The organism is Micromonospora sp. L5, assembly GCF_000177655.2.
GTDB lineage: Bacteria > Actinomycetota > Actinomycetes > Mycobacteriales > Micromonosporaceae > Micromonospora > Micromonospora aurantiaca.
This window is the reverse complement of the sequence record NC_014815.1, coordinates 6,927,917-6,941,433: the sequence shown is the minus strand read 5'-3', so window position 1 is coordinate 6,941,433 and position 13,517 is coordinate 6,927,917. Positions and strand designations below refer to the sequence as shown.

Below are 13,517 nucleotides of genomic sequence, written 5' to 3'. Positions count from 1 at the left end.
ATAGGCTGGCGATCCCATGTCCGAAGCCTCCGCCTCCCACGCCGCCGACCGCCGCGAACTGACCGCCGCGCAGCGCAACGCCGTCGCCGAACTGCTCCGAGTCTCACCGGTCGCCGACGAGCTGGGCCGGCGCTTCGCCCAGGCCGGTCACGAACTGCACCTGGTGGGCGGATCCGTCCGCGACGCGCTGCTCGGGCGGCTCGGCAACGACCTCGACTTCTGCACCGACGCCCACCCGGACGAGACCATCAAGGTCATCCGCGGCTGGGCCGAGTCGATCTGGGAGACCGGACGCGAGTTCGGCACCATCGCCTGCCAGCGCGACGGCCTCAACCTGGAGATCACCACGTTCCGCGCGGAGGTCTACGACCAGGTCAGCCGCAACCCGGTGGTGCAGTACGGCACCAGCCTGACCGAAGACCTCAAGCGCCGCGACTTCACGGTGAACGCGATGGCGGTCAGTCTTCCGGACCACCGGTTCACCGACCCGTACGGCGGACTGGCCGATCTGGCCGCCAAGATCATTCGTACCCCGGGAACGCCGCAGGAGTCGTTCCGCGACGACCCGCTGCGGATGCTGCGCGCGGCCCGGTTCGCCGCGCAGCTCCGCTTCGCCGTCCACCCGGACGTCCGCGCGGCGATGACCGAGATGGCTGCGGACCTGGACCGGATCACCGCCGAGCGAATCCGGGACGAGTTCACCAAGCTCCTCTGCGGCGCCGACCCGATCACCGGGCTGCGCCTGCTCGTCGACACCGGGCTGGCCGAGCGCTTCCTGCCCGAACTGACCGGGCTGAAGCTCACCATCGACGAGCACGCCCAGCACAAGGACGTCTACGAGCACACGCTCACGGTGGTCAGCAACGCCATGTCGATGGAGTCCGACGGTTGCGACTTCGTGCTGCGGATGGCCGCGCTCATGCACGACATCGGCAAGCCCGCCACCAAGGCGGTCGGCGCGGACGGCCGGGTCAGCTTCCACCACCACGAGGTGGTCGGCGCCCGGCTGACCAAGAACCGGATGAAGGCGCTGCGCTACTCCAAGGAGATCACCTCCCAGGTGGTCAAGCTGGTCGGGCTGCACCTGCGCTTCTACGGGTACGGCCGGGGCGAGTGGACCGACTCGGCGGTCCGCCGGTACGTCACCGACGCCGGTGACCTGCTGTCCCGGCTGCACAAGCTGACCCGCTCCGACTGCACCACCCGCAACCGGCGCAAGGCCGCCCAGCTCGCGGCCGACTACGACGCGCTGGAGGAGCGGATTGCCCGGATCGCCGCCGAGGAGGACCTGGCCCGGGTCCGGCCCGACCTGGACGGCAACGCGATCATGGAGCTGCTCGGCGTACCGCCGGGGCCGGTGGTCGGTCGCGCCTGGCAGTACCTCAAGGAGCTGCGGCTGGAACGCGGGCCGCTGGACCGCGACGAGGCCGAGGCGGAGCTGCTGCGCTGGGCGCGCGACGAGGGCATCACCGGCTGAGGCCGGCGCCGCGGATCTGACGACGATACGCCGGCGTGTCGACCGAACGGTTGACCCGCTCCGGTCGATGTCTCCCGCATGATGAGTCATCGGCAGCCGCCGAATCGACAGATGCGGCTGTTCTGATTCATCCGCCCGTCCGATCCGGACGGTCGCTGGACACGGGGAGACAATTCGTGACACGTCGTGGCGGCTTGCGCCGCTCCGCCCTCGTGGGGCTCGCCCTCACCAGCGCCACCTCCATCCTCTGCGCCACCGTCGCCGGGCCGGCCCTCGCCGACCCGAAGCGACCGTCGGTCCGTGGCGCCGGCACGGCCGAGGCGGTGCCCGGCCGCTACATCGTGGTTCTCAAGAAGGGCAAGACCACCCCGGCCAAGGTGAAGTCCGCCGCGTCCGCGCTGGCCGGCGAGCACGGCGGCACCGTCCGCCGGGTCTTCGGCAAGGCGCTGAACGGCTACTCGGCCACCATGGACGCCCGGCAGGCCGCGCGGCTCGCCGCCGACCCGGACGTCGAGTACGTCCAGCAGGTCCAGCGCTGGAGCACCGCCGGCACCCAGACCACCCCGCCGTGGGGCCTGGACCGCATCGACCAGCTCAAGACCCGGACCGACGGCAGGTACACCTACCCGTCGACCGGCGCCGGGGTGACCGCGTACGTGATCGACACCGGCATCGACATCGACCACCAGGACTTCGGCGGGCGCGCCCGCAACGGCTACGACGCGGTCGAGCAGGACGACGTCGCGCAGGACTGCGACGGGCACGGCACGCACGTGGCGGGCACGATCGGCGGTACGACGTACGGCGTCGCGAAGGCCGTCGACCTGGTCGCCGTCCGGGTCCTCGACTGCTCCGGCCAGGGCGACACCGAGCAGGTGATCGCCGGCATCGAGTGGGTCACCACGAACGCCACCGGGCCGTCCGTGGCGAACATGAGCCTCGGCGTCGACCGCGTCGACCAGGCGGTCAACGACGCGGTCGCCCGCTCGATCGCCTCCGGCATCACCTACGCGGTAGCGGCCGGCAACAGCATGCAGGACGCCTGCGGCTCCTCGCCGGCGAGCGTGCCCGCCGCCATCACCGTCGGGGCCACCGACCGGGTCGACATGCGCGCCTGGTTCTCCAACTACGGCCGCTGCCTGGACCTGTTCGCCCCCGGCACCGGCATCGTCTCGGCCAAGGCCGGCACCAGCGCCGGCTCGGAGTCGATGAACGGCACCTCGATGGCGTCCCCGCACGTGACGGGCGCCGCCGCGCTGCTCCTGGAGGAGCACCCGGGCTGGTCGCCGCAGCAGGTGCGCGACTCGATCGTGACCACCGGCATCGGCGGCGCGGTGCACGACATCATGGGCTCCACCGACCGGCTGCTGCACATCGGCTCGGCCGTGACGGCCCGCGGCTCGTACGGGCTCAAGGCCCGGGTCAACGGCCGCTACGTCACCGCGGAGAGCGCGGGGACGAAGCCGCTGATCGCCCGGGGCACCTCGATCGGCGCCTGGGAGAAGTACGACGTGGTCGACGCCGGCGGAGGCCTGTTCGGCCTGCGGGCGCGGGTCACGAACAAGTTCGTCACGGCGGAGAGCGCCGGGGCGAAGCCCCTGATCGCCCGCTCGGCCACCATCGGCGCGTGGGAGAAGTTCCAGATCGTCGACAACACCGACGGCACGATCAGCCTGAAGGCGGCGATCAACGGCAAGTACGTCACCGCGCCGAGCGCGACCTCCCCGCTGATCGCGAGCAAGACCGCGATCGGCACCGCCGAGAAGTTCGACTTCGACGCCCCGGCACCCCTCGTGAGCATCAAGTCGGTGGCCAGTGGCAAGTTCGTGACGGCGGAGAACGCCGGGGCGAAGCCGCTGATCGCCCGCTCGGCGACCGTCGGCGCCTGGGAGAAGTACGAGCTGGTGAACGTGGGTGACGGCTACGGCACCTTCGGTCTGAAGGCCCAGATCAACGGCAAGTTCGTGACGGCGGAGAGCGCCGGGGCGAAGCCGCTGATCGCGCGGGGCGCCTCGATCGGCGCGTGGGAGGGGATGTCGTTCCTCGACTACAACGCCGACGGCTCGGTCTACCTGTACGCGAACATCAACGAGAAGGCGGTCACCGCCGGCAGCGCCGGCACCAGCCAGCTCATCGCGAGCCGGACCATCGACTGGAACAGCCCGACCCTCGGCCTGGGCGCGGGCGAGAAGTTCGTCGTCGCCGTGCTCTGATCCGTACCACCGCACGACGCCCGCCGGCTCCCGAGGGGAACCGGCGGGCGTCCGTCGTCACGGGGTGACCGTGGTGCCGTCCACTGTGGTCTTGCCGTTGTGCTGGGCGCTGCTGCCCAGCCGCGCCAGCAGCCCGGCCAGGTCGATGCCGGTCAGGTCGCTGCCGAGCTGGAGGCCCTGTGCGACGTTGCCGGCCACGGACTTGGTCAGCGACGACGCGCCGTCGGTGGAGATCACCGTCATCTTGTCGATCGCGCCGATCGGGGCGCTGGCCGCGCCGACCACCTCGGGCAGCACCTTGACCAGCAGGTCCAGCACGGCCGCCTCGCCGTACGCGGCGAACGCCTCGGCCTTGCGGGCCATCGCGTCGGCCTCGGCCTGACCCTTGGCCAGGATGGCCGCGGCCTCGGCCTGGCCCTCCCGCTCGACCGCCTCGGCGATCGCGGAACGACGGCGCTGCTCGGCCTCGCCCTCCTTGGCGCCCTCGATCGCGTTAGCCTCGGCCAGCGCGGCCCGCCGGGCCCGCTCGCCCTCACCGGTGAGGCGGGCCTGCTCGGCGGAGGCCTGCGCGGCGGCGATGGTGGCCTGCCGCTGCGCGTCGGCGTTGAGCACCGCCGCGTTGCGGGCCGCCTCGGCCTCCTGCTCGACCTTGTACCGGGCCGCGTCGGCCGGCTTGCGCACCTCGGTGTCGAGCTGGCGCTGCTTCAGCTCGGCGTTGCGCTCGGCCACCTTCTGCTGCTCGGAGAGGATCGCCTGGTCCCGCTCGGCCTGCGCGAGCGGCCCGGCCGCCGCCGACTTCGCCTTCGCCGCGTCGATCTCGGCCTGGATGCCGGCCTGCTTGAGCGCCAGGTTCCGGTTCGCCTCGGCGATCGCCTCCTCGGCGAGCAGCCGCTCCTGCTCGGCCTGCTGCCGGGCCCGCGCCTCGGCGATGGCCGCGTCCTTGAGCACCCGGGCCGCCTCCGGCCGGCCCAGGTCCTGGAGGTAGGAGCCCTCGGCCGAGATGTCCTGGAGCTGGAACGTGTCGAGCACCAGGCCCTGGTTGGTCATCGAGTGCTCGGCCTCCTCGGCGACCGCGCTGGCGAACGCCGCCCGGTCCCGGATGATCTCCTCGACGGTGAGCCGCCCGACGATCGAGCGCAGCGCGCCGGCGAGCACCTCGCGGGTGAAGTTGTCGATCTCCTCCTGCTGGTTCAGGAAGCGCTGGGCGGCGGCGCGGATCGCGTCCTCGGTGCCGCCGACCTTCACGATCGCCACGCCGTGCAGCTCGGTGCGGATGCCCTGCTTGCTCACCGCGCCGCGGATGCTGACGTCGATCCGGCGGCTGGACAGGTCGAGCGACTGGAGCTTCTGCACCACCGGCAGGACGAACACCGAGGCGCCGAGCACGACCTTCTGGCCGGACATGTCGGTGGAGCGGGCTCCGTCGGCGGACTGGGTGGTGCGGCCCTTGCGGCCGGTGACGATGAACGCCTGGTTCGGCCCGGCCACCTTGATCCGGGACAACACGAAGAGGACGAGGACGACGGCGAGGAGGACCGCGCCGCCGATGGCGACGAGCAGGGGCATGGGCGTTCCCGTCTGTGTGGTGGTGTCAGTAGGTCTCGACGTGCACGCTGGTCTCGCTCAGTGCTTCGACCACGAAGATCCGGGTGCCGACCGCGATCGGCCCGTCGGCGCGGGCGTTGAGCTTCACCGGTTGGCCGGCGAGGCGTACCCGCACCTCGCCGTAGCCGCCACTGGGGATCGGCGTCACCACCAGGCCGATCGCGCCGGCCAGGTGGTCGCGGGTGGGTGTGGCGTCCGTGCGCATGTTGCGGGCCGCACGGCTCAGCCGCGCCGCCAGCCAGCCGGTGGGCACGGCGGCGAGCGCGCCGCCGGCCACCGCCGCCGCGATCATTCCGGGGGTACGACCCCCGAGCAGCTCGTTGACGATCGCGCCGCCGAAACCGAACGCCCCGGTGAACCCGGCGGCCGCCTCCAGCGACACCGGCCCGTCGACGTCCGGCTGGCCGAGGTGGAGCACTCCCGAGCCGAGCAGGGCGAGGGTCAGCACGCCGACACCGATCCCGCCGATGATCAGGAAGATGAGCGTCCCGGTGGCCATGACCTGCACGGTATCGACGCCGTGCAACATCGACTTCGCTCAGCGGTCGTCCAGCCCGCCCTCAGGGAACCGGCCGGGGAGAATGTCGGCGTGGGCGCGACAATGGGTGGCATGCGCTGGACCGTGCTCGACTCCCCGATCGGCGAGTTCTCCGTCGGCACCGACGACGACGCGGTGCGCGGCGCGCACTTCGGCCGGGTGGACGGGGCGTCAGGCGAACCCGGCGACGCGGTGGCCCGGCTGGCGGTGGCGGAGCTGCGGGCGTACTTCGCCGGTGAGCTGACCGAGTTCACCGTGCCGGTGTCGGCACCCCGGGGCTCCGAGTTCGAGCGCGCCGTGTGGCGGGAGATGACCCGCATCCCGTACGGGGAGACGAAGACCTACGGCGAGGTGGCGAAGGCGGTCGGAGACCCCGGAGGCGCCCGGGCGGTCGGGGTGGCCTGCAACCGCAATCCGGTGCCGGTGATCGTGCCCTGTCACCGGATCGTCGGCGCAGGCGGCAAGCTGGTCGGCTTCGGTGGCGGGCTGCCGCGCAAGGTGACGCTGCTGGAGCTGGAGGCGTCGGTGGCCCTGCGGCGAGCCTGGTCCTGACGTACGCGAAGAAAGAAGGCCGGGTCCGCGCGGACCCGGCCTTCCTTCTTGTGCGTGTCAGAGCGTCAGCGCTCGATCTCGCCGGCGATGAACGCCTCGACGGCGGCGTGCGCGTCGTGGTCGGCGTACTGCTCCGGCGGGGACTTCATGAAGTACGAGGAGGCGGAGAGGATCGGGCCACCGATCTTCCGGTCCAGCGCGATCTTCGCGGCGCGGACGGCGTCGATGATGACACCGGCCGAGTTCGGCGAGTCCCACACCTCGAGCTTCAGCTCCGCGTTGAGCGGGGTGTCACCGAAGGAGCGGCCCTCCAGGCGGATGTACGCCCACTTGCGGTCGTCGAGCCACGGCACGTGGTCGGACGGGCCGATGTGCACGTCGCTCTTGCTCATCTCGTGCGGGATCTGGGAGGTCACCGACTGGGTCTTCGAGATCTTCTTCGAGACCAGGCGGTTGCGCTCCAGCATGTTCATGAAGTCCATGTTGCCGCCGAAGTTGAGCTGGTACGTGCGCAGCAGCTCGACCCCGCGGTCCTCGAAGAGCTTCGCCAGGGCGCGGTGCACGATGGTGGCACCGACCTGGCTCTTGATGTCGTCGCCGACGATCGGCAGGCCGGCGTCGGTGAACTTCTTCGCCCACTCCGGGTCGGAGGCGATGAAGACCGGCAGGGCGTTCACGAACGCGCAGCCGGCGTCGATCGCGGCCTGGGCGTAGAACTTGTCGGCCTCCTCGGAGCCCACCGGGAGGTAGGAGACGACCACGTCGACCTGCGCGTCGCGCAGCGCCTGCGCCACGTCGACCGGCTTGGCGTCCGACTCCTCGACGATCTCGCGGTAGTACTGGCCGAGACCGTCGAAGGTCGGGCCGCGCTGCACGGTGACGCCGGTCGGCGGCACGTCGCACAGCTTGATCGTGTTGTTCTCGCTGGCGACGATCGCCTCCGCGAGGTCCATGCCCACCTTCTTGGCGTCCACGTCGAACGCCGCGACGAACTTCACGTCCGAGACGTGGTAGTCGCCGAAGGTGACGTGCATGAGACCCGGGACGCGGTCGTTCGGGTCGGCGTTCCGGTAGTACTCCACGCCCTGTACGAGGGACGAGGCGCAGTTACCCACACCGACGATGGCGACGCGGACGGAGCCCATAGCGTCTGCCTCCTTCTTCTTCATCACGGCCGCTCTTTCCTGGACGTTCCAGGCGTGGGCGGGCTGTCGTTGTCTCCTCGGCCACCGGCCGTCCCGGGTCGCGGGTCGGCGGGGGCCCGGCCGGAGCGCTCGTTGGCGATGAGCTCCTCCAGCCAGCGGACCTCGCGCTCACAGGCGTCGAGCCCGTGGCGCTGCAGTTCCAGGGTGTACGCGTCGAGGCGCTCGGCTGCCCGGCCGAGCACGTCACGAAGACCTTCGCGACGTTCCTCGATCTTGCGGCGACGACCTTCCAGGATCCGGAGCCGGGTGGCCTGGTCGGTCCGGGCGAAGAACGCGAAGTGCACGCCGAAGCCCGTGTCGTCGTACGTCTCGGGTCCAGCCTGCGCTATGAGCTGGGCGAAGCGTTCCTTGCCCTCCGCGGTAATGGTGTAGACCACCCGACCGCGTCGGCTGGTCAGCGCGGGAACCTCCTCGGCGGTCGCGGGTGTCTCGGCGGCTTCGGCGATCCATCCCGCCGCCTGCAGCCGACGCAGGGTCGGGTAGAGCGAGCCGTAGCTGATCGCCGCCCGGATGGCACCGAGCTTGGCGGTCAGCTCCTTGCGCAGCTCGTAGCCGTGCATCGACGCCTCCTGCAGGAGGCCGAGGATGGCGAGCTCGAGCACGGGCCATCCCCTCTTTTCCCCCTGCGCGGAGCGCTAACCACCGCGATGTATCGAACCGATACATCGCACGTTAGCGGAGAGGTGAGGGTGGGGCAAACCCCTGCTTACGCGACGCGATCATCACGCATCGTGACCATGGTCGCCTGGGTTCGCGGGAGCGCGTACCCTTTGCCGCATGCGTACGCAGCGCCAGGTCGTCGACTACTCGCTTCAGAAGCGAGCTGTGCTGCGTGAACTGCTCGCCGGGCGGATCGGCACGTACGACGTCTGCGACGCCTCGCCGTACCTGAAGAACGCTGCTCGCTTCCACGGCGAGCCGACCGACCACCGCTGCCCGATCTGCCGCAGCGAGAACCTGATCCACGTCCACTACATTTACGGTGACGAACTCAAGCAGTCGGCCGGCCAGGCGCGTACCCGGGCCGAGTTGCCCGTCCTGGCCATGACGCTGCGTGAGTTCCAGGTGTTCGTGGTGGAGGTCTGCCCCGGCTGCGACTGGAACCATCTCGTCGAGCAGTTCCTGCTCGGTCGGGACGGTCTCGCTGGCGAGGCGGAGGACGCGGACGAGTCGGTCGCGGCCAACGGCTCCACCCCTCGGCGAAGGCGAGAGGCGCAACGGTGAACGCGGCTGTCCCGATCGCTGCCGGCCCATTCCCCGGGCGGCAGGATCGACAGCCTTTACGCGTAATTGGTCCGAATAGATCGGATTTGACGGGCGATCGCTGGCACGGCCGGCGGGTAACGTCCCGTGTTCCAGCTCACGGCAACCCGGTGGCGGCGCCCCCGCGCCCCACCGCGACCGGCAGGGTGTGAGGAATGAACTACGGCGATCCCAGTTCTTCGCGCGGGCGGGCCCAGATCCCGGGCCCGAACGGCGACCCCGGTTCCGAAGGGAGCCGGGGCGGGAACGGTTGGTCCGGCGCGGCTGAGGGCGGCGCCTCGGCGCGCGCCTCCGCGACACCGTACGGCGCGGGCGGCCGGGCCTCGGTCGGTGGCGCTCCGGCGCCGCGCGGGGCGGCAGGCTCGGCCTCGGTCGGCCGGGCCGGCGCGGGCGGCCGGGCCTCGGTGCCCGTCTCGCCGGCACCCGGCGTCTCCGGACGCGCGGGCGCCGGCCGGGCGTCGGTGCCCGTCTCCCCGGCCGCTCCGGCCGGACGCGCCTCGGTGGGCGCGGCGAGCGTCGGCGCGGCCGGCGTCGGCGGGCGTGCGAGCGTGGGCGGACGCGCGAGCGTCGGCGCGGCGGCCGTCGGTGGCCGCGCCCGGGTGCCCGGCGCCGCCGGCGGCGGTCCCGGTGGTCCCGGCGGTCCGGCCGGCCCCGGCCGGCGTGGCCGCGGCGAGGACCCGGCGCGCGCGAAGAAGCGCCGCCGGATCAACATCCTGATCGCCGGCTTCGCCGTGTTCATCATGCTCGCCGGCATCGGTGTGGTGAGCTTCACCTGGTACTCCACCAAGGTGGTGCTCCCGGAGGACACCATCCCGCCGCTGTCCACCACCATCTACGACTCGAGCGGCCAGGCGATCGCCCGGATCGGCGACCAGAACCGCCAGCTGGTCACCATCGACCAGATTCCGGAGCACGTCCAGCACGCGGTCGCCGCGGCGGAGGACCGGAACTTCTACAAGCACTCCGGTGTGGACTACAAGGGCATCGCCCGGGCCGCGTGGAACAACCTCACCGGCGGCGACAAGCAGGGCGCCTCGACCATCACCCAGCAGTACGCGCGCAACGCGTTCGAGAACCTGAACCAGGACACGTACGGCCGCAAGGTGAAGGAGGCGATCCTCGCCTCCAAGCTGAACGACAAGTACGACAAGCGCGTGATCATGCAGCACTACCTGAACGTCATCTACTTCGGCCGTGGCGCGTACGGCATCCAGGCGGCGGCGCGGACCTACTTCGGCAAGGACGTCAAGAGCCTGACCGTGGCCGAGGCCGCGGTGCTCGCCGCACTGATCAAACAGCCGGAGCCGAGCGCGACCCACCAGGGCTACGACCCGGCGATCAACCCGACCGCCGCACTGGACCGGTGGAACTACGTGATCAACGGCATGATCACGGAGAAGTGGCTGGACGCGCCGAACACGCCGCAGCACCCCACCGAGTACCCGAAGAACATCGCGAAGCCGTCGAAGAACAGCGGCGGCGGCTTCGGCATCGACACCCCGTACGGCAACATCGTCAACTACGTCTCGCAGGAGATCCGCGAGATGAACCTCTGCACCGACAACGAGGCCGAGGCGACCGAGAAGAAGCCGCTCTGCGCCAAGGCGCTGAGCCGGGGTGGTTACAAGATCACCACCACGATCAACCGGAAGATGCAGGAGGCGGCGCTCGCCGCGGCCCAGCGGGCCAAGAAGGGCTCCGAACTCGCCGGCCAGCCGCCGAACCTGATGGCCGCCGTGGTGGCGATCGACCCGAAGACCGGGCGGGTGCTCGCCTACTACGGCGGCGACAACGGCACCGGCACCGACTACGCCGGGAAGAACGTCGACAACGGTGTGGTCAGCGGCGGTCACTCGCCGGGCTCGAGCTTCAAGATCTACACGCTCGCCGCGGCGCTCAAGGAAGGCATCTCCCTCAAGTCCCGGTGGAAGGGATCGGCGTTCACGCCGAAGGGCACCAAGTTCAAGGTCAGCAACGCCGGCGCGGACAAGGTCTCCTGCGGTGACTCCTGCACGCTCGAACTGTCGACGCTGAAGTCGCTGAACGTGCCGTTCTACTACATCACCGAGAAGATCGGCCCGGACAAGGTGCTCGACATGGCCAAGCAGGCCGGCGTCACCACCATGTGGCAGACCGACACCAACCCGGCCAAGGCGCACGACCTGACCAAGGCCGACCCGAAGGACCTGGCTCCGTCGCCGTTCTTCCACGTCCTCGGCTACGGCCAGTACCCGATCACGGTGCTCGACCACGCCAACGGCGTCGCCACGTTCGCCAACCAGGGCGTCTACCACAAGGCGCACTTCGTGAAGCTGGTGCAGAAGCAGAACCCGGACACCGGTAAGTGGGACACGGTCGGCGGGGAGAAGCTCAAGGGGCAGCAGCGGATCGACAAGGACATCGTCGCCGACGTGACGTCCGTGCTGAAGCAGTACCCGGGCCAGATCAACAAGAAGCTTGAGGAGGGCCGGCAGGTCGCCGAGAAGACCGGCACCTGGGAACTCGGTGACAAGACCACCCGCAACGGCGATGCCTGGATGATCGGCTACACGCCGCAGCTCGCCACAGCCGTCTGGGTCGGAAACGTCAAGGACCGCAAGGCGATCAAGTACAAGGACGGCCGGGACATCAGCGGCGCCAGGATGCCGGGTGACATCTTCCAGCGCTTCATGAACGACGCGCTCAAGGGCAAGGACAAGGAAGAGTTCCCGCCCGCCGCGAACGTCGGCGACGACGAGGCCGGCAACGGCGAGGTGCCGCCGCCGACGAACGAGCCCGGCCAGCCGGGCGGCCCGAACTGCGACCCGCTGGGTCTGTTCTGCCCCGGCGGCACGCCCGGTGGCGGCAACCCCGGCGGCGGCGACCAGGGTGGCAACAACCCCGGCGGGGGTGGGCTCCCCGGAGGCGGCGGACGCCCCGGTGGTGGCGGTGGCGGCGGTGGGCTGCTGCCGAGCACACCACCGACACGGCAGAACTGACGCGTACCACCTGACGGCGGCGGCCGGACCCGAGCGGTCCGGCCGCCGCCGCGTTTCGCGTACCGGAATTTCTCCGCGCGCGACGGGACGGCGACCCCCGGTGTACGGCAGGATGCCTCTCCATGAGCACCCAGTCGCCCGCAGGCATCGATGAGCCCGGCGCGTCCGAGGCGGCGCCACGATCCGCAGAGACGGTGGACCACCCGTCCCGCTCGGACTGGTTCGTCCGGGGCGCCTCCGGTCTGATCGGCGGGCCGCTCGGCGACCACGCCGCCGCCCTGGACCGGCCCGCCGGCCGGGAGAGCCGGTTCTGGACCGCCGGCCGGATCGTGCTGGCGCTGGTGTGCCTGACGCTGGCCCTGCACTGGGTGCAGAAGTCGCCCTGCCAGGACGGCGCCTGGCAGAACAACGTCCAGTACACCCGGATGTGCTACACCGACGTGCTGGCGCTCTACTACGCCGAAGGGCTCAACGAGGGCAAGGTGCCCTACGCCGACCACCCGGTGGAGTACCCGGTGCTGACCGGGTACTTCATGGGCGCGCTCGGCCTGCCGGTGCACGCCCTCGGCGCCGACAACCCCGCCATCAACCAGGGTCAGTGGTTCTACAACCTGAACGCGCTGGTGCTCGGCGCGCTCGCGGTCGCCACCGTCGCCGTGATCCTCAGCCTGCGCCGACGACGACCCTGGGACGCCGCGTTGTTCGCGCTCTCCCCGGCGCTGGTGCTCACCGCCACCGTCAACTGGGATCTGCTCGCCATCGGCTTGGCCGCGTTCGGCCTGCTGGCCTGGGCGCGCGCCCGGCCCGACCGGTACGCGCTGCTGCTGCCCGGAGTAGCAGGCGTCCTCATCGGACTGGGCGGCGCGGCCAAGATGTGGCCGCTGTTCATCCTCGGCCCGATCCTGGTCCTCGCGTTGCGCGCCGGGAAACTGCTGGCCGGGCTCGTCGCCACGGCGACCGCGCTGGTGACGCTCGTGGCCGTGAACCTGCCGGTGGCGATCCCGTACCGGGAGAACTGGGAACGCTTCTTCGACCTGAACACCACGCGCCCCATCGACTGGGGCACGCTCTGGTACATCGGTCGCTACCTGGACGGCCGGATCAGCCCGTCCTCACCCGGCCAGCTCGGGCCCTTCGAGTGGCTCAACGCGAACATCCCCACCCTCAACTGGCTGTCGTACCTGCTCTTCGGCCTGGCCTGCCTCGGCGTGGCCGGGCTGGCGCTGCTGGCGCCGCGCCGCCCCCGGCTGGCCCAGCTCGCCTTCCTGGTGGTCGCCGCGTTCCTCATCTTCAGCAAGGTGTGGTCCCAGCAGTTCGTGCTCTGGCTGCTGCCGCTCGCGGTGCTCGCCCGGCCGCGCTGGGGCGCGTTCCTGGCCTGGCAGGTCGCCGAGGTCGGCTACTTCGCCGCGTTCTACGGCGAACTGCTCGGCACGGCCATGTCCCGGCCGGTCTTCCCCGAGGGCGTCTTCGTGCTGGCGTCGAGCCTGCGCCTGATCACCGTGGCGGTGCTCTGCGGATTCGTCATCCGGGACATCATGCGGCCCGAACTGGACGTCGTCCGGCACACCTACGCCGACGACCCGGACGGCGGGGTGCTCGACGGCGCGCCCGACGCGCCCTGGCATCAGCGCTGGCGGGCGCGCGCCGCCGAACGGCCCGCCGAACCCGTTCCGGTGTGACCGAGAC

General features: G+C 70.9%; 10 protein-coding genes. 6 read left to right on the top strand and 4 right to left on the bottom strand.

The annotated features are described in order from the left end of the window. Window positions 1-16: 16 nt before the first annotated feature. Both ML5_RS31030 and ML5_RS31025 read left to right on the top strand, forming a co-directional pair. Window positions 17-1,477, top strand: coding sequence for a CCA tRNA nucleotidyltransferase (locus ML5_RS31030; RefSeq protein ID WP_013289369.1), 1,461 nt, complete (start codon window positions 17-19; stop codon window positions 1,475-1,477). Window positions 1,478-1,653: 176 nt separating this feature from the next. Continuing rightward, window positions 1,654-3,690, top strand: coding sequence for a S8 family serine peptidase (locus tag ML5_RS31025; protein WP_013477523.1), 2,037 nt, complete (start codon window positions 1,654-1,656; stop codon window positions 3,688-3,690). Between the two features lie 57 nt (window positions 3,691-3,747). On the opposite strand, the gene ML5_RS31020 is transcribed toward ML5_RS31025, so the two are convergent. Then, window positions 3,748-5,256 (bottom strand): flotillin family protein, encoded by a 1,509-nt coding sequence (locus ML5_RS31020; RefSeq protein ID WP_013289367.1) that lies wholly within the window; start codon window positions 5,254-5,256, stop codon window positions 3,748-3,750. 25 nt (window positions 5,257-5,281) lie between these two features. Beyond that, on the bottom strand, window positions 5,282-5,824 hold the full coding sequence (locus ML5_RS31015; RefSeq protein ID WP_013289366.1) for an NfeD family protein: 543 nt from the start codon (window positions 5,822-5,824) through the stop codon (window positions 5,282-5,284). Window positions 5,825-5,905: 81 nt separating this feature from the next. On the opposite strand from ML5_RS31015, the gene ML5_RS31010 reads away from it, so the two are divergent. Then, window positions 5,906-6,385 (top strand): methylated-DNA--[protein]-cysteine S-methyltransferase, encoded by a 480-nt coding sequence (locus ML5_RS31010; RefSeq protein WP_030269532.1) that lies wholly within the window; start codon window positions 5,906-5,908, stop codon window positions 6,383-6,385. Between the two features lie 65 nt (window positions 6,386-6,450). Here the strand turns inward: ML5_RS31010 and ML5_RS31005 are convergent, their stop codons facing one another. Both ML5_RS31005 and ML5_RS31000 read right to left on the bottom strand, forming a co-directional pair. Then, window positions 6,451-7,530: an inositol-3-phosphate synthase gene (locus ML5_RS31005; RefSeq protein ID WP_013289364.1), complete on the bottom strand. Its 1,080-nt coding sequence runs from the start codon at window positions 7,528-7,530 to the stop codon at window positions 6,451-6,453. 23 nt (window positions 7,531-7,553) lie between these two features. Next, a complete protein-coding gene (locus ML5_RS31000) occupies window positions 7,554-8,192 on the bottom strand; it encodes a PadR family transcriptional regulator (protein WP_013289363.1) in 639 nt (212 codons plus the stop codon). 175 nt (window positions 8,193-8,367) lie between these two features. Here ML5_RS31000 and ML5_RS30995 point away from each other — a divergent pair, with 175 nt between their 5' ends. From ML5_RS30995 to ML5_RS30985, 3 genes are all read left to right on the top strand, one after another. Next, the gene (locus tag ML5_RS30995) at window positions 8,368-8,814 is read left to right on the top strand and encodes a DUF5318 domain-containing protein (RefSeq protein ID WP_013289362.1); all 447 of its coding nucleotides are present in this window, start codon (window positions 8,368-8,370) and stop codon (window positions 8,812-8,814) included. Between the two features lie 194 nt (window positions 8,815-9,008). Continuing rightward, window positions 9,009-11,831, top strand: a complete 2,823-nt coding sequence (locus tag ML5_RS30990) for a transglycosylase domain-containing protein (protein WP_013289361.1) — start codon at window positions 9,009-9,011, stop codon at window positions 11,829-11,831. 122 nt (window positions 11,832-11,953) lie between these two features. Beyond that, a complete protein-coding gene (locus ML5_RS30985; RefSeq protein WP_013289360.1) occupies window positions 11,954-13,510 on the top strand; it encodes a glycosyltransferase family 87 protein in 1,557 nt (518 codons plus the stop codon). Window positions 13,511-13,517: the final 7 nt, after the last annotated feature.